Source organism: Enterococcus sp. 7F3_DIV0205 (assembly GCF_002141365.2).
In the GTDB taxonomy this organism is placed as follows: domain Bacteria; phylum Bacillota; class Bacilli; order Lactobacillales; family Enterococcaceae; genus Enterococcus_L; species Enterococcus_L palustris.
In genome coordinates this window covers 92457-113357 of the sequence record NZ_CP147244.1, presented here as the reverse complement: position 1 = coordinate 113357, position 20901 = coordinate 92457, and the positions used below count along the sequence as shown (strand labels likewise).

At 34.0% G+C, this 20901-nt stretch carries 24 protein-coding genes; 8 read left to right on the top strand and 16 right to left on the bottom strand.

What is annotated here, in order from left to right; all coding sequences use genetic code 11:
- Positions 1-61: 61 nt before the first annotated feature.
- Both A5821_RS00560 and A5821_RS00555 read left to right on the top strand, forming a co-directional pair.
- Positions 62-940 carry a carbohydrate ABC transporter permease gene (locus tag A5821_RS00560; protein ID WP_086312380.1) on the top strand — a complete coding sequence of 293 codons (879 nt, stop codon included), beginning with the start codon at positions 62-64 and terminating at the stop codon, positions 938-940.
- A 1-nt stretch (position 941) separates the two neighbouring features.
- Positions 942-1763 (top strand): carbohydrate ABC transporter permease, encoded by an 822-nt coding sequence (locus A5821_RS00555; protein ID WP_086312378.1) that lies wholly within the window; start codon positions 942-944, stop codon positions 1761-1763.
- A gap of 240 nt (positions 1764-2003) precedes the next feature.
- On the opposite strand, the gene A5821_RS00550 is transcribed toward A5821_RS00555, so the two are convergent.
- The 6 genes from A5821_RS00550 to A5821_RS00525 all read right to left on the bottom strand — a co-directional run bounded on the left by A5821_RS00550 (position 2004) and on the right by A5821_RS00525 (position 7205).
- The gene (locus A5821_RS00550) at positions 2004-3077 is read right to left on the bottom strand and encodes an ABC transporter substrate-binding protein (RefSeq protein ID WP_086312376.1); all 1074 of its coding nucleotides are present in this window, start codon (positions 3075-3077) and stop codon (positions 2004-2006) included.
- Positions 3074-3910, bottom strand: a complete 837-nt coding sequence (locus tag A5821_RS00545) for an ABC transporter permease (RefSeq protein ID WP_086312374.1) — start codon at positions 3908-3910, stop codon at positions 3074-3076. The genes A5821_RS00550 and A5821_RS00545 overlap by 4 nt, the downstream gene beginning before the upstream one ends.
- Complete coding sequence (locus A5821_RS00540; RefSeq protein ID WP_086312372.1) at positions 3907-4716, bottom strand: ABC transporter permease; 810 nt, start codon at positions 4714-4716, stop codon at positions 3907-3909. The genes A5821_RS00545 and A5821_RS00540 overlap by 4 nt, the downstream gene beginning before the upstream one ends.
- 11 nt (positions 4717-4727) lie before the next feature.
- Entirely contained in the window at positions 4728-5813 is a 1086-nt protein-coding gene (locus A5821_RS00535; protein WP_025868447.1) for an ABC transporter ATP-binding protein, read from the bottom strand.
- Between the two features lie 137 nt (positions 5814-5950).
- The gene (locus A5821_RS00530) at positions 5951-6493 is read right to left on the bottom strand and encodes a helix-turn-helix domain-containing protein (protein WP_086312370.1); all 543 of its coding nucleotides are present in this window, start codon (positions 6491-6493) and stop codon (positions 5951-5953) included.
- Between the two features lie 193 nt (positions 6494-6686).
- Positions 6687-7205, bottom strand: a complete 519-nt coding sequence (locus A5821_RS00525; protein ID WP_086312368.1) for an FUSC family protein — start codon at positions 7203-7205, stop codon at positions 6687-6689.
- A gap of 268 nt (positions 7206-7473) precedes the next feature.
- Between A5821_RS00525 and A5821_RS00520 the strand changes: the two genes are divergently transcribed.
- The 4 genes from A5821_RS00520 to A5821_RS00505 are packed head-to-tail and all read left to right on the top strand — an operon-like array spanning position 7474 to position 10454.
- On the top strand, positions 7474-8466 hold the full coding sequence (locus tag A5821_RS00520) for an oxidoreductase (protein ID WP_086312366.1): 993 nt from the start codon (positions 7474-7476) through the stop codon (positions 8464-8466).
- 14 nt (positions 8467-8480) lie between these two features.
- The gene (coaB, locus tag A5821_RS00515) at positions 8481-9254 is read left to right on the top strand and encodes a phosphopantothenate--cysteine ligase (RefSeq protein WP_086312364.1); all 774 of its coding nucleotides are present in this window, start codon (positions 8481-8483) and stop codon (positions 9252-9254) included.
- Positions 9251-9793, top strand: coding sequence for a phosphopantothenoylcysteine decarboxylase (gene coaC, locus A5821_RS00510; protein ID WP_086312362.1), 543 nt, complete (start codon positions 9251-9253; stop codon positions 9791-9793). Before coaB ends, coaC begins: the two co-directional genes overlap by 4 nt.
- A gap of 16 nt (positions 9794-9809) precedes the next feature.
- Positions 9810-10454: an ECF transporter S component gene (locus tag A5821_RS00505; protein WP_086312360.1), complete on the top strand. Its 645-nt coding sequence runs from the start codon at positions 9810-9812 to the stop codon at positions 10452-10454.
- A gap of 207 nt (positions 10455-10661) precedes the next feature.
- On the opposite strand, the gene A5821_RS00500 is transcribed toward A5821_RS00505, so the two are convergent.
- The 9 genes from A5821_RS00500 to A5821_RS00460 form a co-directional block, all read right to left on the bottom strand.
- Positions 10662-11234, bottom strand: a complete 573-nt coding sequence (locus tag A5821_RS00500) for a hypothetical protein (protein ID WP_086312358.1) — start codon at positions 11232-11234, stop codon at positions 10662-10664.
- A 491-nt stretch (positions 11235-11725) separates the two neighbouring features.
- Positions 11726-12424 carry a hypothetical protein gene (locus tag A5821_RS00495; protein ID WP_086312354.1) on the bottom strand — a complete coding sequence of 233 codons (699 nt, stop codon included), beginning with the start codon at positions 12422-12424 and terminating at the stop codon, positions 11726-11728.
- 44 nt (positions 12425-12468) lie between these two features.
- Entirely contained in the window at positions 12469-13119 is a 651-nt protein-coding gene (locus A5821_RS00490) for a hypothetical protein (RefSeq protein WP_139844032.1), read from the bottom strand.
- A 53-nt stretch (positions 13120-13172) separates the two neighbouring features.
- Entirely contained in the window at positions 13173-14510 is a 1338-nt protein-coding gene (locus A5821_RS00485) for a DUF4474 domain-containing protein (RefSeq protein WP_170922918.1), read from the bottom strand.
- On the bottom strand, positions 14500-14874 hold the full coding sequence (locus A5821_RS00480) for a DUF3958 family protein (protein ID WP_086312349.1): 375 nt from the start codon (positions 14872-14874) through the stop codon (positions 14500-14502). Before A5821_RS00480 ends, A5821_RS00485 begins: the two co-directional genes overlap by 11 nt.
- Positions 14871-15185 carry a TIGR04197 family type VII secretion effector gene (locus tag A5821_RS00475; protein ID WP_086312347.1) on the bottom strand — a complete coding sequence of 105 codons (315 nt, stop codon included), beginning with the start codon at positions 15183-15185 and terminating at the stop codon, positions 14871-14873. Before A5821_RS00475 ends, A5821_RS00480 begins: the two co-directional genes overlap by 4 nt.
- Positions 15186-15442: 257 nt before the next feature.
- A complete protein-coding gene (locus A5821_RS00470; protein ID WP_086312345.1) occupies positions 15443-17071 on the bottom strand; it encodes an ABC transporter ATP-binding protein in 1629 nt (542 codons plus the stop codon).
- A gap of 18 nt (positions 17072-17089) precedes the next feature.
- Complete coding sequence (locus tag A5821_RS00465; protein WP_086312343.1) at positions 17090-18466, bottom strand: radical SAM/SPASM domain-containing protein; 1377 nt, start codon at positions 18464-18466, stop codon at positions 17090-17092.
- 92 nt (positions 18467-18558) lie between these two features.
- Positions 18559-18693 (bottom strand): hypothetical protein, encoded by a 135-nt coding sequence (locus A5821_RS00460; RefSeq protein WP_276204495.1) that lies wholly within the window; start codon positions 18691-18693, stop codon positions 18559-18561.
- A 328-nt stretch (positions 18694-19021) separates the two neighbouring features.
- Between A5821_RS00460 and A5821_RS00455 the strand changes: the two genes are divergently transcribed.
- Positions 19022-19876 carry an Rgg/GadR/MutR family transcriptional regulator gene (locus A5821_RS00455; protein ID WP_086312339.1) on the top strand — a complete coding sequence of 285 codons (855 nt, stop codon included), beginning with the start codon at positions 19022-19024 and terminating at the stop codon, positions 19874-19876.
- An 81-nt stretch (positions 19877-19957) separates the two neighbouring features.
- The gene (locus tag A5821_RS00450) at positions 19958-20203 is read left to right on the top strand and encodes a hypothetical protein (RefSeq protein ID WP_086312337.1); all 246 of its coding nucleotides are present in this window, start codon (positions 19958-19960) and stop codon (positions 20201-20203) included.
- 105 nt (positions 20204-20308) lie between these two features.
- Here A5821_RS00450 and A5821_RS00445 read toward each other — a convergent pair whose 3' ends face one another.
- The gene (locus A5821_RS00445; RefSeq protein WP_086312311.1) at positions 20309-20761 is read right to left on the bottom strand and encodes a hypothetical protein; all 453 of its coding nucleotides are present in this window, start codon (positions 20759-20761) and stop codon (positions 20309-20311) included.
- Positions 20762-20901 lie beyond the last annotated feature (140 nt).

Sequence of the window (20901 nt, the reverse complement as noted above, 5' to 3'; positions counted from 1 at the left end):
AAACTCGTCCTCTACTCGCATTATTATTCATCGGCTGACAACAATCAGGAGGCATCAAGTTATGCAAAAAAGAAAGAAAAAATTCGACATCTTTGCTAATGGTGATGGTTTTATACTATTACCCGTAATTTTAATTACGATCTTAGTCTTTATTCCAATGGTAATAGCGTTATTAAATTCCTTTAAATCTGGAATTCCAACAAATATGACTTTTAATGGACTAGGTAATTACAAAAGAATGCTTTCAGACAGTACCTTTAGAAAAGCTTTTGGTAATACTTTTTTATACTTAATCATTCAGGTTCCAGTAATGTTAATGCTGTCACTCGCTTTTTCAAATATATTGAACGATAAGCGTTTAAAGTTTAAAGGATTCTTTCGTACAGCATTATTTTTACCTTGTATTACATCTCTAGTATCTTATTCATTGATTATGAAAAGTTTATTTTCTGCAACGGGTTTAGTCAACCGTGTCTTGTTGGATATGAATCTCGTGGCAGCACCGATTCAGTGGTTGACTGATCCTTTTTGGGCTAAAGTCTTAATTATAATTTCTATCACCTGGCGCTGGACAGGTTATAATATGATTTTCTTTATTTCCGGTATGCAAAATATTGATCCAGAAATTTATGAGGCTGCCGATATAGATGGAGCCAATAAATGGCAACAATTTTTCAAAATTACGATACCAAATTTAAAACCAGTTATTTTATTTACCACAATTACTTCCACAATCGGCACATTGCAATTGTTTGATGAAGTTCAAAATATTACTGGTGGTGGTCCTGCCAATGCAACGACCACTCTTTCACAATATATATATAACCTAAGTTTCAAATTCACACCGAATTTTGGGTATGCAGCAGCCGTTTCCTTTGTGATCGTGTTCTGTATAGTCATTTTAACAATTATTCAAAAACGTGTAGCTGGAGATGAGTAAGATGGAAAAAATATCAAAAATATTCAAATACCTCGTTTTAAGTATCGCTGCTTTTATTTCTATCTTCCCTTTTGTCTGGATGATTTTAGGTATGACCAACAAAACCATTGATATTACCGCTGGTAAAATTATGATTGGTGACCAATTGATGATTAACTTTCAAAATCTTTTTAATAGTGATTTAAACTTTCACAGAGCCTTACTCAATTCCGCCGTGATTGCCCTTCTCACAACCATATTCGCTTTATTCTTATCATCGATGGCAGGTTATGGCTTTGAAATTTTTCGTTCTAAACGGAATGACCGTATTTTTAGTTTTTTACTTCTATCAATGATGGTTCCATTCTCAGCAATGATGATTCCCTTATACACCATGTTTTCAAAATTAAGTAACACACCATTTGGGATCAACACATTGTTCAGCGTGATTATACCATCTGTCAGTACTGCCTTTTTAATCTTTCTATTTAAACAAAATATTAAGGCTTTTCCTCGCTCTTTAGTTGAGGCTGCTCGGATTGATGGATTAGGTGAACTAGCAATTTTCTTTAAAATATATATGCCAACAGCAAAAAATATTTATGCTGCGGCTGCGATTATTACCTTTATGAATAGTTGGAATAACTACTTATGGCCACTAGTAGCCTTGCAATCTCCTGAAAAGCGGACAGTTCCTTTAATTTTATCAGCCATGGGTGCCTCTTATACACCAGACTACGGCATGATTATGAGCGGAATTGTGATTGCCACTTTACCGATTGCTATAATTTTCTTTGTTTTACAAAAACAATTTGTTCAAGGCATGTTAGGTTCAGTAAAATAGGACAAAAAACTAGTTTTAAAAGTACTAGTTCTTGATTCATCGGGTTTTAAAAAGAATACCCAAATTATAAAGGGGCTGAGACATAACTCTTTGAGTTATGTCTCAGCCCCTTAAAATCCGAATAAACGGTGGAAAAACATCTATTTTCTGAATGTAAAATCTTGGAAAACTGATGGCAAAAATATGCGCTTATATACTTTTGTATTATTGTTTTAACGCTATTTCCACTGACTTTCTCTACTATTTTCGGTACATTTTAAACTCTAAAAACAGGTCATTATAAATCCCCAAATATTTCGCCCCTAAATCTTCATAAACTTCTAAATGTTTAATCACTTCATCACTTGGATAAAACTGTTCATCACTAGAAATTTCTTTAGGCAATAATTTTTTGGCTGTCTTATTAGGTGTAGAATATCCAATATATTCTGCATTTTGAGCTGCATTTTCTGGTCTCAACATGAAATTGATAAATTCATAAGAGCCTTTAATATTTTTCGCAGTCTTAGGAATCACGATATTATCAAACCATAGATTGGAACCTTCTGATGGAATCACATAATGCAGGTGTTCATTCCCGTCTAGCATTTCAGAAGCTTCACCGGAAAACGTAACCGCTACTGCACTTTCTTCGTTGATCATATACATTTTGATCTCATCCGCTACGATTGCTTTGACATTTGAAGTAAGTTTGTTTAGCTTATCTGTTGCGTCACGTAGTTCTTGATTATTTTTACTGTTTAAAGAATAACCTAAACTATTCAATGAAAGCCCCAGCACTTCGCGCGCTCCGTCGATCAACATTACATTATCTTTTAATTTAGGATTCCACAAATCATCCCAATGTTGGATTTGCCCTTCGTCAACAAATTTATCATTGTATATGATACCTAAAGTTCCCCAAAAATAAGGAATTGAGTATTTATTTTGCGGATCAAAATCTAAATTCAAAAATCGTTCATCAATATTGTTTAATCCAGTCAACTTCTTATGATCGATAGGCAAAAGCATTTTTTCTTTCATCATTTTTTGAATCATATATTCAGAAGGAATCGTAATATCATACGCGGTGCCACCTTGTTGGATTTTAGTAAACATCGCTTCATTTGAGTCAAATGTTTCATAATTGACTTTATATCCTGACTCTTTTTCAAATTTGCGCAGTAAATCAGGATCGATATAATCGCCCCAATTATAAATCGTCAATGTATCAGCACCAGCCATACCGCTGGCTTTTTCTAATTGACGAACTCCGAAAAACAGAATCAAGATGATTGCTAAAATGCCAATAAGCAACGATTGTAGTTTTTTCATTTGAGATTCGCCACCTCACTTTGTTCACGACGTAGTTTTTTCATCCGTTTCGATGTATTGTCTTGGCTGATAAAATAATAGCCGATCACTAAAATCATAGAAAAAATGAAAACTAATGCACTCAATGCATTGATTTCTAAACTAATCCCTTGTCTTGCTCTTGAATAGATTTCAACTGAAAGTGTGGAAAATCCATTTCCTGTAACAAAAAAGGTCACCGCAAAGTCATCTAGTGAATACGTAAAAGCCATAAAATAGCCTGCAATAATTCCTGGCGATAAAAACGGTAAAATAATGTTTTTGATCACCTGAACATTATTCGCACCAAGATCACGAGCCGCGTCCACCATTGAATCATTCATTTCCTGTAATTTTGGCAGCACCATCAGTACGACAATTGGAATACTAAAAGCAATATGAGACAATAACACACTGGCAAATCCTAAGCTAATAAAACCAACAGCTGTAAAAAAGATCAAGAAGCTAGCACCAATAATAACATCAGGAGATACCAGCAAAATATTATTAAAACTCATTAAAGCTGTCCTAGTTTTTCTACGTCTCGTATAATAAATCCCCATCGCACCAAATGTGCCGATGATCGTTGCTAACAACGCAGATAAAAAAGCCAATAAAAACGTATTTAACACGATGATCAATAAGCGTGTATCTTCAAAAACAGCCGTATAATTCGCAAGAGTAAATCCAGTAAATTGATTCATCGTATCTGTATCATTGAATGAGTAGAAAATTAGGTAAAAAATCGGCGCATACAATAAGGCAAAAACGAGGATCAGATAAAGATAAGACCACTTAAATTTTTTCTTTGTCATTTCACCCGCCCCTTTTTCTTCTTCTCACCAGTCAGCAGCATCACGATAAACATCGCCACAATCAAAATCACACCGATCGTTGAACCCATGCCCCAATTTTGTGTCACCATAAAATGCTCTTCAATGGCTGTCCCTAGTGTAATCACTCGATTTCCACCAATCAAACGGGTCAACATGAACAATGAAAGTGAGGGTATAAAGACCGCTTGAACACCACTTTTTACACCATTCAATGATAGCGGAAAGATCACGCGTTGAAATGTTTCAACACTGTTTGCACCAAGATCACGACTAGCACTAACTAGCGAAGGATTCAACTCTTCAAGCGCATTAAAAATCGGCAGAATCATAAAAGGAATTTCAATATAAGTTGCAACAAATAGAAAACTAAAGTCCGTAAATAAAATTTGATGTGGACCGATCCCAAGAAAACTTAAAAACTGATTCACATTCCCATGTATACTAAAAATCCCGATAAAAGCATAAGCTTTCAGTAAGAGATTCACCCATGTCGGTAAAATCACTAACATCAACCACAATTGTTTATGCTTTAGCTTTGTCAAAAAGTAGGCTGTAGGATAACTGATCAAAAACGTAAATAACGTAATCAAAAACGCATACCAAACCGAATTCAACGTCATACTCAAATAAGTGCCCGAAGTAAAGTACGTTTGATAATTATCTAACGTAAACTGACCGTTCATATCAAAAAATGACTGATAAATAATCATCAAGACCGGGGCAATCACAAATAATAACAGCCACATCACATAAGGAATCGAATAAATCCGACGCATTGTTTTCATTATTATTCCCCCTATTCTTCGTAGCTTTCTAAACGAGCATCAAAGTCTTCTTCTGACTCATTAAAGCGCATGACATGAATATCCTCTGGTTCAAAAAACAGACCGACTTTAGCGCCTTCTGTTGCTTTTCTAGTTGAATGAACCATCCACTCATTGTGATCCTCATCATGACAGATGATTTCATAGTGTACGCCACGGAATAATTGTGTATCCACCGTCACAACTAATTTCCCTTTATCTGCTGTCGTAATCGTCAAATCTTCAGGACGCAACATGATTTCAACGGGTTCCGCTTGGCGCATCCCGCCATCCACACATTCAAAACGTTTTCCAACAAACTCAACTAAATTATCTTCTATCATCGTACCATTGACAATGTTACTTTCGCCCACAAAATCAGCCACAAAATGATTGATCGGTTCATCATAAATATCTACAGGCGTACCGCTTTGCACGATGTGTCCTTTGTTCATAACAAAAATTTCATCACTCATTGCTAAGGCTTCTTCTTGATCATGGGTAACGAAAATAAACGTAATGCCTAACCTCTGCTGCAATTCACGTAATTCATACTGCATATCTGTTCGCAATTTCAAATCCAATGCAGATAACGGCTCGTCTAATAGCAATACTTTAGGCTCATTGACAATTGCTCGAGCAATTGCCACACGTTGACGCTGACCACCAGACATCTCACTAATTTCTCGCGTTTCATACCCTGGTAACTGAACCATCCGCAAAGCATCTTTGACTTTCTTTTCAATTTCTTTCTTTTGAATTTTTTTGATTTTCAACCCAAATGCTACATTATCAAACACATTCATATGAGGAAACAACGCATAATCTTGAAAGACAGTATTCACTTGACGTTTATTCGCTGGAATATCATTGATTCGTTGCCCATCAAAGTAAATGTCCCCTTCTGTCGCATCTGCAAAACCCGCTAAAATGCGCAAAATCGTTGTTTTTCCACATCCTGAAGGACCGAGTAATGTATAAAACTTCCCTTGCTCAATTTCAAAACTAACATTCTTTAAAACTTTTTCATCTTCATATTGTTTCACAACGTTTTCAAACGTAATAATATTTTTCTTCACCCGCTGATACCTCCTCTATTAAAATTGTACTGGGCTTATTAAGCTCTGTTTGAAAAATAAGAAATTATAACTAACGCCCTTTTTGACTCATTTATAATTTATCTTTTTTCCAAAGAGATAGCCTAGAAAACTAACTATTATAAATATGACTCTGTCGCTACAATCAGCACACAACTTTTTCCTTTTGAATGATTGATTAGCTGATGGCGTTCTGTGGCTTGGTAATACATTGCTTCACCTTTTTTGGCAGAATAAGTCGTTTCACCTAATATCAATGACACGGAGCCATCGATCACATAGATAAACGTTTCCGATAATGAAGGCTCAAAAGTCTTATACTGGCCGTTCTTATCAAAGGTCAAAACGATTGGTTCCATTTCTTTCTCATTTGATTCAGGGATCAGCCATTTCAATTCATAGCCGTTCTCTTCATCATAATAAAGTGTACTATCTTCCTCTTTATAAACAATTTTTTGCGCCAAAGTTTCCTCACTAAAAAATTGTTCTGGTGTAATCCCTAACACTTCTAAAATATTAAAGAATGTCTCCATTGAAGGCGAGCTAAGATCACGCTCCAACTGAGAAATATAGCCTTTTGTTAAATCAGTTCGCTCGCCTAATTCCTCTTGTGTTAAGTTTTTTTGTACACGTAAATTACGCAGCTTCTCACCGATTTCCATCTGACCACCCCATTTCGATTTATTAAAAAGTTTGCTCCTACTAAACTACAAGTTTAATTTTACCTTTTCTAGTATACGAATTTTTCAAAAAATAGCAACAAATTTTAGTAATAAAATTTGATTTTTTTAATTTTACCTCATACTTTTATACTAGCACTGATTACCGATTTTTAACAAAATAAAAAAGCATCTGTTATTCAGACACTTCCTCATTCTTTATAAGTCTTACAATTCTTTCTTTGCCAAGCTTCAACGGGATCAAATAATTCACTAACAAAGCAATTCCCATACCAATAAAACTGTCCACTACTCGAGCAAACGCATAGCCATATGACTGATCCGCTGGAATCATAAAGACGATCGTTAACAATGTTGCACATGCGCCTACCGTTCCCTCATGATAGCCTAGACTTGCCAATAAGGCGATCATCAGAGTGATGATCACTGGAATAAAAATCAACTGGACAAGCTCTGTTCTGCCTAGCCAATTAAAAACTGCAATCACAGCGATTGACATGATTGCGCCCATCACATTTCCGATAATTCGATGCTTGCCATATTTGAGTGTATTTTCCATATCTTCCCGCAACGTAAAAACTGTTGTAATCGCTGCAACCACATAAGTTTCCCGTTTTAATAAAATACTGACCAAAATACAAAAAAAGACACTTAACCCTGTTTTAAATGTACGCATACCAATCTTAAATTTCAACAAACTGAATTCCTTTCACTGTCTAGCAAAGACCTTGACTCATTATTTTTTTCTTATTGTCCAATTAAATATCTCATCTTCTATTCTAACTTATTTTTCTTCTATTAAGAAGGGGTCTTCAAGAAGAATTTGCTAAAGATAAAAAGAGAATATGTTATGATAGTAACAATAAAACTAAAATTATTAGGTCTCAATCTGTTTTGTTGAAATAAAATAAAAAGAGCAACAGAGTGAACATTTGGACCTACACTAAAAAAGGAGAATCGTTATGGATATGTTTTCTGCATTTCGTGTCAAAGAAGAGGATGAAAAGATCACTACAACCTTCGAAAAAATCCCACTTACAGATTTATCTGACGGAGAGGTAATCGTCAAAGTAGCCTACTCTTCCGTTAATTATAAAGATTCATTAGCTGTTAAACAAAATGGCGGCGTTATTCGTAATTACCCTATGATTCCTGGAATCGATTTAAGCGGGACTATATTGTCATCCCAAGACGCTCGCTTTAAGGAAGGGCAACATGTTTTGGTCACAGGTTATGGTTTAGGCGTATCTCATACAGGAGGTTTCGCTGAAATCGCTCGAGTACCTGGCGATTGGATCGTTCCTTTGCCAGATAAATTAAGCTTAAAAGACGCTATGCTTTTTGGTACAGCGGGTTTCACTGCCGCGCTGTCTGTTCAAGCATTAGAAGATAGCGGACTCGCTCAAAATAAAGAAGCAACCATTTTAGTTACAGGCGCCTCTGGTGGGGTCGGAAGCTTAGCGATTGCTATGTTAAAACAATTAGGTTATAAAAATATCCTAGCGTTAAGTCGAAAAAAATCTGCGATCGATTCTTTGAAAAAAATTGGTGCGACTGATGTGCTTTTATTAGATGAATTTATGCCAGAAAAAATCAAACCATTAGCGAAACAAACAATCGATTATGCTATCGATACTGTTGGTGGTGACGTAACGGCTGCGCTGCTACCTCAACTTAAGTATGGCGGCAGTATCGCTATCTGCGGAAATGCTGCTGGCATCAAGTTAAACACAACGGTTTTACCTTTTATTTTAAGAGGTGCAAATCTTTTAGGTATCGATTCAGTCAATGTCCCTATGAAACAGCGGTTAGCGATTTGGCACCGTTTAGCTACTGATTTAAATGTAAGCCAGCATGAACTCGTAAATGAAATAGCTTTACAAGAACTACCGCAAACCTTAGATCAGCTACAGTCTGGTACACATATTGGACGAACGATCATTAAAATGAACTAAAGGAGCAACCTTACATGAATATTTTAATCACAGCTGGAGGAACATCAGAAAAAATCGACAATGTCCGTTCTATCACAAATCATTCGACTGGACGTTTAGGAAAAGCAATTGGTGAAACCTTTTTAGCTCAGGGACACCACATCACCTATGTGACTACTCCCCAAGCTGTCCGACCTACTCCAGACTCCAATTTAACCGTTATTGAAATCGAAACCACTAAAGACTTGGAAACAGCTTTACTTGATCAGTTTGAGCATCAAGTTTTTGACGGAATCATTCATAGCATGGCCGTTAGTGATTTCACAACTGAAACAACCTTGTCAGAAGATGCTTTTATCGAAAAACTCGCAGCGAAGCTAGTAAAAGATGCCGACTTAACTGATTTAACCAATTTGACCGAAGCTCTTTACCTTAGTTTAGATGAAATTGGAAACACGATCCAGCAAGAAAAAAAGATTCCTTCTGGAACAGATCGTCTCTTGCTTTTTTTGAAGAAAAACCCTAAAATAATTGCAATGCTTAGAGAAAAACAACCGCAAGCAGTTCTTGTTGGTTTTAAGCTGTTAGTCGGTGTTTCTACTGAAGAATTAATTCAGGTTGGTCAAGCGATCCTCGCGAAAAACAAATGTGACTTCGTACTCGCAAATGATCTTGAAGCAATTCACGGCGACCAACATCAGGGAATCCTGATCGATGGCAAAGGACAAACCGAAACAGCTCAGACCAAAAACGAAATCGCTCAACTGATCGTTTCTAAAGTTGAAGAAAAATGGAGGATGCAAGGATGAAAACTATCTTATTAGGTGTTTCTGGCAGTATATCTGCCTATAAAGCAGCTGACTTAACCAGCCAATTCACTAAACTAGGCTACAATGTCGAAGTGATTATGACAACAAACAGCACCAAATTTATCACCCCATTGACACTGCAGTCTTTGTCTAAAAACCCTGTTCATACAGATGTTATGGAAGAAATCACGCCTGATAAGATCAACCATATCGAATTAGCAAAGAAGACAGATCTTTTCTTAGTAGCTCCGGCTTCTGCTAATGTTATAGGCAAACTAGCAAATGGCATTGCAGATGATATGCTTTCAACCGTTGCGTTGGCTTTAAAAGAAGAAGTCCCTAAAGTGATTGCACCTGCAATGAATACCTATATGTATCAAAATCCAATCATGCAACGAAATTTAGCAACACTAAAAGAAGTGGGCTATCAAGAGATCGATCCCCGTGAAGCGTTATTAGCATGTGGTGATTTCGGGCGTGGTGCCCTTGCAACAGTTGAGGAGATTGTCGCTAAGATCAATGACATTTTAGCGAAATAATTTTGAGGAGTCATTTATGAAAAATACAAAAACATTTACATTAACGGCTATGTTTTTAGCAATCCTAATTCTATTATCGGCAGTACCATTTTTAGGATTTATTCCAATTGGACCAATCAATGCGACAACGATGCACATTCCAGTGATTATCGCTTCGATCGTTTTAGGTCCAAGGATCGGTGCTTTTTTAGGCGGTGTCTTTGGAATCATCAGTATGATTCGCAGTACGATCGTCGTATCGCCGTTATCCTTCGTCTTCTCTCCTTTCATACCTGTGATTGGAACCGATCAAGGAAGTTGGAAAGCAATTATTGTTGCGATCGTTCCACGTATTTTGATAGGGGTCGTTCCTTATTTTGTGTTTATGGGATTAAAGAAAATAACGAAAAATAAACCCAGTTCTCAACCTTTTAGTTTGTTCATTGCAGGTTTTTTAGGCTCTGCGACGAATACAATTCTCGTGATGAACTTGATTTACTTTTTATTTAAAGATTCTTATGCGCAAAGTATTGGTGTCAGTGGTGCAGCGATTTATACTGGTATTTTGACGGTTATTTTCACTAGCGGTGTGGTTGAAGCAATCGTTGCAGCAGTCGCTACAGTTGGTGTGGCTTCTGTGTTGCTGCGATTAGTGAAAAAGAATGCTACGCAGAAATTGTGATGGTAAAAGAGCGTGTAATCAAACTCCTAAATCAGTTTGATTTACACGCTCTTTCATACTCATTTGCTTCAAAATACAAAATTGTTTTCAATTCTACAGCTGTTCGACACTAAATTTTTTTGTACTTCATTTGGTATCTAGAGTAATATATTGAAAAAGATAAAACTTAAAGTCAATAAATGATTTTCAAAACTTTTATAAATCTAACTAATAATATATTTTCTTTGCTACTTCTTCTATTTCATTTAGAATTTCCTCTAAAATTTCTTTATCTATTTCAATGTTTTCTAAACAATCGTATCTTTCTACGAAAGAATCAAAAGATTCAAAACATTCCCCTTCCTCAGGATCATTATAATCCCAACGATATTCTGGGCTGATTTCAATATAACTTTTTTCCCCATCATTATATATCCATGTAGATCTAGCTAAATAACTTGGAGTAGTCCATAATCTGTAAGGACTTGTTATATCTTCTAATTCTATCTCTTCCTCCGCAATTGCATGAGAAATAACTACCCATTCATAACCGATGCCCTTAGGAAATTTTGAATGGTCAATTTTTAAACTATTTGCCAAAGCTTTTTGAAAAAGAGATTCTATCAAATTAAAACCAGTGACTACAAAATCTTTAAATAAAATATATTCATCTTCGCCGTTGATATATTTTATGATTAATTCATCATACGCATAAACTTTGCCATTTTCTATTTCATCGAAAGGTATGTCGATAATTATTTGCTTAGTTAAAGATAGTGGGTATTTTTTTTTCATTTGCATTATAAAATCTTCCCCTTCTTATTAACTAGTTTAGCTTTTCTAAGAATTGCTTGCATCTCATTACTAAGTTCCTTCCACGTTCTTACATGACCTTGGAACACCCCATCAACTGTTTTATCAAGAACAACAAATTCTCCATCGCTTATTCCGATTCTTCGTGGAGTATTAATTTCATCAATTGGAAGTGAGTTATCCAATGCTGATTGTCCATTTTTTGTTTTTTTACTTTTAACAGAATTACCTTTATTGGAATGGTACGGAACCTCTTTATAAACCCCATTTTGGATGTTTCAGAGCATCTTACCCACTACCAATACTTCCAAAAGCATTCACAATAGTTCCAGATCTATTAGCCTTTTGCAGCAGCTCCAATTGCTATTATCACTGGACTCAAGGCTAACAGTAAAAGGCCACCTACACATGAAGATTTTCTTTTTAGAGAGAGGGATACAGAGAATTTTCATTTAACTCCATAAAAACATATTTACACTCTATAACTCAACGGTACTCAAAAATCCCTCTAAAATCTTCACCATTTCTATACAAACTTTTCTGTCTAAACTAAATTGTGCGTCAAACGTATATGATTCCATAAATTCTTCAAATGAGGTTTGTTCCTCATTTACATTACTGTCTATAAAATCCCATAAATATTGTGGGCTAATTTCAAAAAATATTTGTGAATTTCTATTGTATATCCAAGAAGCACTACCAATTTCTGGTGAGACTGACCACAGACTATACAGTTCCGTAGGGTCTTCTTCAGAAAATTCATCTAAATTATGATAATAGATATTCCATTCATATCCGACACCAGTTAAAAAAGTTTTTTCTGAAACTGGTAATTCATTATTTAACGAAAGCAATAACATATTTTTTAAGGATTCAAGTCCCTCATGCAAAGAGTCTTTAAATAAAATAATCTCTCTCTTGCTATCTAGATATTTTATAGTTGTTTCATCATGAAAATAGCGTTGTTCTCCATCATTTTCACTATTTATTTGTAAATATTTATCATCTGCTAAATTTAAAGTTATCATCGTATCGTATGTTTTGCTGGAAAGTGGTGCATTCATAAAAATATTGCCCCTCTCTTTCGGTGTCCCGCAAAATTGAATATATTCATTTGCCATTTGTTTGGCGGCGATGCTTTGAGATTTTACTTCACCTGCATAAAAATCATTACTCATAGCGCTTAGCCTCGTTATTCCCCTATAAAGGTATGTCTTAATAACTATTCTGATTCTGACATACTTGAAAATACTTCTTCCATATACTCACGCTCTTCTTTTTGATTCTTTAAATCTTCTAAAATTTCTGTTTTAGATAAAGATTTTTTTTCTTTATTAAACTCATACATAAAAATCAACTTGTTATCTTGTTTTACTTTTAAATAGAAGTGATTAAGTGGCTCATAAAGTGAATGAAGAATACTCTCAATTTCAGAAGCATATTCTTCATCAGATAAATTTTTTCTTAACTCTATTTCCACCTCATAAAATGATTCCGTTTCTTGAAAATATTCTTCAAACTCTGTGCTGTCTGTAAAATTTTTAGTCGTTTTCCCACCCACAAATTCAATAACTGAACTTGTTATAAAGTGTTTATCTTTCAACAAATCTTTCGTTCTTTGATCAATTGTGTCCTGATAAAAATAGCTTGCATAGTTATCTTTGATCTCACCAGAATTACTAGCCCAAACTTCTACTACTCTTGAAGTATTCTCTTTAGGTGAAAAAGTCCCCATATAAATGCGTTTCGTTGGATATTTTTTGAAATATTCTGTCTCACTTTTTTTGTAAACAAATTCTTCATGATATTTATTTTCCAATTTTGATGTGATAAATTGTTTGGCAGTTTCTTTATCTTGAAACTTATTATCCAAGCTTGAACAACCTCCTAATAGTAGTAATAATGAACTGATGAAAAAAAAATTTTTTAATTTTTCCATGTGAATTCTATTACATCCCCTTTTTCTCTGACATTCCTTATATCTTTTTCTTTTCTCAAAGCTTCAAGCATTGCTTTTCGCATTTTAACATCGGGCACTTCTATCTCAGAATGTGTCATTAAAGCTTCTTTGTTAATTCCACTATCTGTTTTGATTACTAAATTCCAAAAATGTTTACCGTATTCTGCATAATCTCTTGTATCATTGGTAAGTAACTGTTCTTTAGTATTAACATCATAAACTGTTTGTTTCATTTTCAATTGATCAGCTTCTTCCACACAAGCATACCAATCTGGTATTGCCGTCTGAATTTGGGTAATTAGATCACTTGATTCTGGATTTTTATAATATAAACCAATTTCTGCTCCATATGCTTCCCCAAACCCATAAGTCCCTTTCCATAATTGTAAACGGTACTCTTTTCCATTCGCATTAAAAAGGCTCACTTCTGTATCGAGATCCATTCCTAGATAAGGTCCAAATTCATCAAATAAATCCATGAATCCGCCCATACTTTGAATAGAATGCTTATTTGTATAATAATAATCTTTATCCATATTGTATTGAAACCCTAAGAATGGAGAAATTATAGGGGAAAAGAAGCTAAACAACGTTGTTTCTATTTCATTGATATCAAAAGAATTATCATTTTCAGATTTTGCCCAGCCGATTTTTCTATTTCTAAAAGATTTATCTAATTCTCTCTTAGCCCAAGCTTTCCCAATCGGTTTCGTCCATGCTAAATTCATCCTAGACACTTCAAACGTTCCAGAAGTCGGATTCCATGCTGCACCTTTTTCAACCTCCGCCAATCCTGCATCTAAATTAGCCAATTGTGCTTCAAAATCCGCAAATAAATTCGGTGAGCTTGCATTAAACTCGTATAATTTCTGTAGCTTTTCTTCATTCTTTTGAATTGAGCTTTGTACGCCCATATAGCGCTGTTCCATACGTTGGTTGGGTTCTTTTTCTTTATCCATCGTGCGTGCCATATTTTGCAGTAAGGCTTGTCCTTGTGCGATTTCTGCTTTTAATTGTTCTTCGATCACATCGCATGTATCTACAGATGATTGAAATTCTTCTGGGAATTTACTATGGGCTTCAATTAAAGCCTCACATGCTAGTATAAACCCACTTGCCAAAGATGGATAGACTGCTGAAAAATAAAGTTTCGCTGAATCGTAAGTTTTGCTGGAAAGTGGTGCATTCATAAAAGCATTGACGCTATCTTTCAATGTTCCGCAAAATTGAATATATTCATTTGCCATTTGTTTAGCAGCGGCACTTTGAGATTTTACTTCACCTACATAAAAATCAATAGCCATAGCGCTTGTCCTCCGCTTCGTCTCCTTCGGCAAACAGCTGGGTTCTCTCAGCGTATAATTCCTCTTCTTTGTCTCTCAGCTGTACTTCCTCACTTACTAAACGTTCAGCTATATCTTCTAGGCGTTGGCGTTCGTATTGGTGTAAGCGGTTAGCTTCGTTATCCAGCTCCATAAAATGACCTGTATAACGCGAACCTTGATTATTGCCGATTAAGTCTTGATAATAGCGTTGCTCCTGTTGATGGATCGAAAAATAATCTGATTCCAAATCCTCTAATTCTCGAATCTCACGCCGTTTATCTTCTTGATCAATACTTACTTTCCTTAACTGTTGATTGATTTTTAATTCTCTCTCTTCACTCATGAACGACTGCCACCTCCAAGATTTGGAGAAAACAGTGGTAAGTCGAAACTTCTTTTGATTTTTTGATCGATTTCGCTGAATTCTTTTGCGACCGAATAAATATTATTCCCGTCACGAGCGATCGCATTGGACACGCGCTGACCACGACTATGAATGCTCGCTAAGCTATTTTTTGCGTTACTATTGCCACTGACCGTCGTGCGTTCGGCCTTGCTCACCGCCTCATTCACAGATGAAAAACCGCTTGCTGCTTGACTGAACTGTGCTGAGATGCCGCCTGCAACGGTCACACTGCTTTTGATTCCTGACATTTCCCAAACCCCTTTACCTTGTTTTTACCTTCACATATATCAAGTCTCCTCAACTCCCATTTTGCCATATTTACATACCTTATAGTTATCAAATATTTCTTTGTGACGTAAAAATTTTGCAAATTTGAAAATGAAAATGAAAATATTTTTATGAATAGCAAAAAACAGACTTATTACTTGATCAAAGCAATAGGTCCGTTCCATATATATTCTATTTAGAAATTCTCAACTACTCATATGTTTCTTTAATTTCATGCTCATAGTTGAACTATTTTATTAACAAATGAAAGTTTCTCATCAGAATGTGAAACAATCAAAACAGTTTTAGAAAAATAATTTTTTTCTAAAACATCAAATATTAATTGTCTAGTTCTCAGATCAATATTTGATGTTGCCTCATCAAATATTAGTAACTCTTTTTCCCCAATCAAAGCTCTCAAAAAAGCTATTACTTGTGCCTGACCGCCTGAAACACCATTTCCTAAATCAGATAACTCTGTATTTAATTTTTCTGGAAAATTTTCAAAATAGTTCTTTAAATTGCATTTTTCTATTATAGTAAAAACATTCTCTTCAGAAGATGTTTCACAGCCATATAAAATGTTGTCCAAAATAGTCCCTTTGTATAGCTCGATGTTCTGTGACACCATTCCTATCTTAGATCTGAGATTTATTTTATCAAGTTCCGTACTTAGCATCCCATTGATTTTTATTTCTCCACCAGTAACGTTATAAATTCCTAATATTAATTTCAATATTGTAGATTTACCTGCTCCGTTTTTCCCTCTGATTAAAACTTTATCGCCTGATTGAATACTTAAATTTAATCTATTTAAAAACAATTGACTCTGACCTGAGTATTTAAAAGATACATTAGAAAAACAAATAGTATCTATAGTTTCAATTTTTTTCATTCCTATATTTTCGTTTGGTAATGAAAATAATTCTAAAACTCTATCAATTATTACTATTGTCGGTTTTAAAGTAATGCTTATATTTGATAATCCTTGTATAGCTGGTAAAATCTGGCTTAAATATAGTGAAAATGTTGTGTACCCACCAATAGTCATCTCATTTCTTATAATAAAAACACCAGATACTCCTAAGATAAGAACTGTTATGAAGCTATTTGTTAGAGAAAATAATTGTAAATAGCTAATTAAATATCGTGTCTGACGAATTGTCTTTTTTAATAACTTGTCCATTTTATTCATTATATTACTTATCCTAGTATTTTGTATATTTAATATTTTTATATTTTCAATTCGATTAAAATCTTCAAATATGTTTCCACTTACTTTCCCACTTGCTTCTTGTATTTCTGTTGCACCAGATTGAATTTTATTTGTACTCTTCACGGATATAACAAAGCAAATTGGAACAATCAACATACTCATAAGAGCAAGTTTTGAATTAACGGTGAACATTATGATAAATGAAAAAAATATATTAAAGATTCCAATCACACTACTTAGATTTACAGGATTTAATAATGAACTTATCTGTTGCGATTCATCAATTCTAGAAACTAGGTAGCCTTTGTCAAATTTTTCTAAAATACTCATCGGAGCATTAAATACGATCTCAAGTAAATCTACTTTTAGTTCTTTATTTATTCTCTGTTGGGCTTTTGAAAAACATATTTGATATATATACGATAATAGAATGCTGATTACATGAATAGATAATATAACTAAAATAAATTGAAGTAATTGTACATAGCTTCTATTTGTTGACGATAACATATCAACTGTACGACCAATGATCCAAGATAACGGAGAGGTTATCAAAGAAAATAGTATCATGGACAATAAACCAATAACTATATTTTTCTTATTTTTCACCATATACTTTTTCAAAAAATTTATTCTTTCACTTTTTATCATCAGAATCGCTTCCTCATTTTAAGCTATATCAATTGGATATTGTTTCTTTATTACAGGACTAACGACATCCTTATACCAGAAACACTTATCGCCAATTTCTTTTGCTTTTAGAATTCCTCTTAAAATACAACCACCACAAAATCTAATGTGCTCACATTGTTTGCATTCTTTGATGGATGGATTAGGAGATTTTAATTGAGCAAATGCTTCCAAAAACTCTACGTTACTATCATATATTCCTTTTACAGCTGTTTTATATACATTTCCCAAAGGCTCTCCAAAATATTCACCTGTATCCATCGTACACATTTTCAGGTTACCTTTACTATCAATGACCGCTTGGTTAACAATAGCCCCACAATTTTTAACTTCTCCCTCATGTTCTTTTGTAGAATTAAAACGAATATCATTTTTGTATTTTCTGTACAGTTTCTCTAAAATTTCTTCCAGTTTAACTTGATCATTCAAAGTCAATATTAACTCATCATTCTTGAACTGAGCCCTTCCTAATGAGATAACTGGACTGATTCCCCAGTTTCGAATTTCATACTCATACAACCATTCTCCGATTTTTGGCAATTCAGAATAATTATTTCTAGTTATAATAGTTGCAACTCTTAACACGATTCCAGCAGTCTTTACCTTAATTATATTTTCTTTGATTTTTTCTGTTGTATTAGGACGTTTGGTAAACCAAGTAACATAGTCATCGTCTAAACTATGTAAATCTATTTGAATCGATGTAGAACTTCTATTTTTCTTCATTAATTCAATTTGGGCGTCATTTAAATTTATTCCATTTGTCAAAATACAAACGGAAGCAAAATTCAACTTATACGCATGTCTTAAAATTTCCGTAAAGTCTGGATGTGTCGTACATTCTCCGCCAGTAATTTCTATACCATTTACTCCCAGAGCTTTTAATTCATCAAACAATGACTTTATCTGATCCAAAGTTGGCATCTCTTTTTTCAGCGCTCCATAATTTCCATAACAATGAAGACATTTTATATTGCATGTATTAGTGATTTCGATTGAGACAATTTTCGGATACTTGGTATTTTCTTCTCGTATAAAGACATTTATTTTTTCACAGATTTCTCTTCCAAAAAGTTTCACGTCCATTTCATTAACGAATTTTTCTAAAAACCTAGAAACAATGTCGCCAACATTTCCAACCGAATCATTGTATTTACATGACAATTCACTAATAAGCTCTTCCTTCGTTCTAGTTCCATCTATCTTACTTATGATTTCAAATCCTACGAAGTCTAAAGAACAACTCTTATTATCTTTTGTATATACATAGTCTTCATCAAAAATAGTTAAATCAACTTTATTATTTTTTTGGACTACAAATTCTAAAATTTTATTCCAATATAAATAGTTACTCATTTTGAACTCCTTTCTGTACACAATTGTTTAAACTTGAAATAAGGTATATCCTACTTTATTTAGTTGATTAAAAATTTAACCCTCAACGATAATTACCACCATTTTCCATCTTTACCACTCACAATTGACAATCCTGTTCCTAGTGTAAGTGATAGCCCACATAATCCGCAGAAAGAGCATCCAACACATTCAACAAACGATCTTGTGTCCATATTTGGTTCTTGCATAGTATCACCTCCATTCTTGCGTAAGCTATATTGTCTTATTTCAAGCTTAAAAAATTGAATAACTCTCATTTGTTTTATCCTCCAACAAACCAAATAATATATACCATGATTGAACACCTCCTTTGCTTTATGATAATATAATAACAACAATTATTTTATTTTTTCAAAATGTAAACTTTTTTCACATCCCATAAAAATACATTTTTCTTTCATCGTAATAACACTTTAATTGTGAAAACAATCACATAAAATTCAATACATAGCTATATTTGGAATAGCTTTAAATAAAGTCTAAAACTTACATTATTTCTAAAGGAGGATTAAGAAAATGTTTAACTACGGAAACACATATAAAACAGTCAGAAAGGCAAAATGTATCTCTCAAAAAGAAGTTTGTGGCAATCATATTTCGAGAACAACGCTATCTAAATTTGAAAACGGACACTCAGATATTACTTTGTCTAATTTCATTTACTTGTTAGAAAAACTAGATTTGACCTTCGAAGAATTTTTATACTTGATGGAAGATAATCATGGAGTAGACATGACTAAAGGGAACATCTTAAAAAAATTTATCGCAATCAAATCGAATCTTGAACAAGACAAAATTGAACAATTGGTTACAACTTGTAACGACTATTTAGATCAAGAATATAATTGGTATGTCCATTCGATTTTAGAAGTACTAACTGTGTTACAAAATATGCAGCAAAATCCCCTTGATAAAATTCCTTGCATAGATAAAATTATTGTTTCAAGAATCTGGCATTATCTAGAGACCACCGATGAATGGTTTCTTTTAGATATATATTTGATTAACAGTATTTTATTTTATTTCTCAATGGACTCACTAGTATTCATTGGAAATAATCTTTTAAAGAAAACTGAAAAATATAATCATTTTACCAATATTCATCCCTTAGTTATATCAATATATTTAAATCTCATTTTCCTACTGATGCAAAATAATCTTTTTGATCTTGCTTTACATTTTTGTGATCTTATAGAGGTAAAAGCGTCTGATTCAAAACGATATGACTTTATTTCAGTACTAAACGTCAGAAAAGGAATTTGCAATCAAGAAGAGTCTAGAGTAGAATTAGGCTTACAAACAGTTTGCTTATTCAATGATTATTTACTAAAAGAAGATTTATTAAAGGAGATCCATCAGTTCCGTCATTGATAATTGCTCACATGGAAATTCGATTTTTAATTTTTGAATATGCATTAGTTAAAGTTGATAAAAAAGGAAGGGGAAATTTAAATGAAACATTCAACTACTGAAGAAACAACTGGTATTATTGAAGAGGTCTTTCTTGTGGCTCCCGAAGTCATGAAGATTTATAACTCTAAATGGGCAATCGTTTCTTTTACCGCTGATGGGGAAAAATATGTCTCTGAAAATAGAATTCAAGTACCTATGAGTTGTGACGTTGGAAGTACGGTTAAAATTAAATACGATATTGACCATCCAACGAAAGTTTGGAACAAATCTATTTTTAAGTTTTAAGGAAAAATTATTTTCAGCATTGTGAAAAAAAACACAATACTATTTCTTCAATTTAAACTAAAAAAACCTGTCGTTATATTCTCGACAGGTTTTACTTTTCGTTTTCTATGATTTTACATACGTCACTTTATTCCCCAATTCGCTTGCTGCAAACTGATTGGCTTCAAAAAATAATTTGATCATTTTTTCATTCCTTAGTCGAATGACGATATGCGGTGATTTTCTAAATGAGATAAAACTTGTACTGATCCCTGCTAGATTCCAGTTGCTAGTGATCGTAAAATAGCGGATATCTTCGTACATCAGGACTTTCTTTCGATTAAAATGAACCAGCTCCAAGCCGTTCTCATACAAATACAACCCATCTTTTCTAAAGACAAATTGAAAAGCCGATAATACTGCAAAAAACGCGCCTCCGATCAATCCCATCTGCATGCCTAGTCGATCGACATCCGCAAAAATAATCAATCCAAAACACAGTGCTACTGGAAATAAAAAGAACACCCCCAACAAGATTCCTCTGCGATACGCATCAGAATATAACCTTCCCAACTCCATTTATTTTCTCCTTTTTACTTTGTTTGTACCTCTTTTATCGTATCATTTTTTGGTGGGCAGGAACAGAATAAATTGATTGATTCTGGCTATTTTGACACTAAAAAAAGTACTGGGTACATAACATATAATGTTACATCCCC

Excerpts from the sequence above, each read along its gene's own strand:
- A5821_RS00530 (WP_086312370.1), bottom strand. The coding sequence starts at position 6,493 with ATGGAAATCGGTGAGAAGCTGCGTAATTTACGTGTACAAAAAAACTTA.
- A5821_RS00545 (WP_086312374.1), bottom strand. The coding sequence starts at position 3,910 with ATGACAAAGAAAAAATTTAAGTGGTCTTATCTTTATCTGATCCTCGTT.
- A5821_RS00550 (WP_086312376.1), bottom strand. The coding sequence starts at position 3,077 with ATGAAAAAACTACAATCGTTGCTTATTGGCATTTTAGCAATCATCTTG.
- coaB (WP_086312364.1), top strand. The coding sequence starts at position 8,481 with ATGAATATTTTAATCACAGCTGGAGGAACATCAGAAAAAATCGACAAT.
- A5821_RS00455 (WP_086312339.1), top strand. The coding sequence starts at position 19,022 with ATGTTTAACTACGGAAACACATATAAAACAGTCAGAAAGGCAAAATGT.
- A5821_RS00520 (WP_086312366.1), top strand. The coding sequence starts at position 7,474 with ATGGATATGTTTTCTGCATTTCGTGTCAAAGAAGAGGATGAAAAGATC.
- A5821_RS00555 (WP_086312378.1), top strand. The coding sequence starts at position 942 with ATGGAAAAAATATCAAAAATATTCAAATACCTCGTTTTAAGTATCGCT.
- A5821_RS00445 (WP_086312311.1), bottom strand. The coding sequence starts at position 20,761 with ATGGAGTTGGGAAGGTTATATTCTGATGCGTATCGCAGAGGAATCTTG.
- A5821_RS00560 (WP_086312380.1), top strand. The coding sequence starts at position 62 with ATGCAAAAAAGAAAGAAAAAATTCGACATCTTTGCTAATGGTGATGGT.
- A5821_RS00480 (WP_086312349.1), bottom strand. The coding sequence starts at position 14,874 with ATGAGTGAAGAGAGAGAATTAAAAATCAATCAACAGTTAAGGAAAGTA.
- A5821_RS00460 (WP_276204495.1), bottom strand. The coding sequence starts at position 18,693 with ATGCAAGAACCAAATATGGACACAAGATCGTTTGTTGAATGTGTTGGA.
- coaC (WP_086312362.1), top strand. The coding sequence starts at position 9,251 with ATGAAAACTATCTTATTAGGTGTTTCTGGCAGTATATCTGCCTATAAA.
- A5821_RS00470 (WP_086312345.1), bottom strand. The coding sequence starts at position 17,071 with ATGATAAAAAGTGAAAGAATAAATTTTTTGAAAAAGTATATGGTGAAA.
- A5821_RS00505 (WP_086312360.1), top strand. The coding sequence starts at position 9,810 with ATGAAAAATACAAAAACATTTACATTAACGGCTATGTTTTTAGCAATC.
- A5821_RS00465 (WP_086312343.1), bottom strand. The coding sequence starts at position 18,466 with ATGAGTAACTATTTATATTGGAATAAAATTTTAGAATTTGTAGTCCAA.
- A5821_RS00475 (WP_086312347.1), bottom strand. The coding sequence starts at position 15,185 with ATGTCAGGAATCAAAAGCAGTGTGACCGTTGCAGGCGGCATCTCAGCA.
- A5821_RS00500 (WP_086312358.1), bottom strand. The coding sequence starts at position 11,234 with ATGCAAATGAAAAAAAAATACCCACTATCTTTAACTAAGCAAATAATT.
- A5821_RS00485 (WP_170922918.1), bottom strand. The coding sequence starts at position 14,510 with ATGGCTATTGATTTTTATGTAGGTGAAGTAAAATCTCAAAGTGCCGCT.
- A5821_RS00495 (WP_086312354.1), bottom strand. The coding sequence starts at position 12,424 with ATGAGTAATGATTTTTATGCAGGTGAAGTAAAATCTCAAAGCATCGCC.
- A5821_RS00450 (WP_086312337.1), top strand. The coding sequence starts at position 19,958 with ATGAAACATTCAACTACTGAAGAAACAACTGGTATTATTGAAGAGGTC.
- A5821_RS00540 (WP_086312372.1), bottom strand. The coding sequence starts at position 4,716 with ATGAAAACAATGCGTCGGATTTATTCGATTCCTTATGTGATGTGGCTG.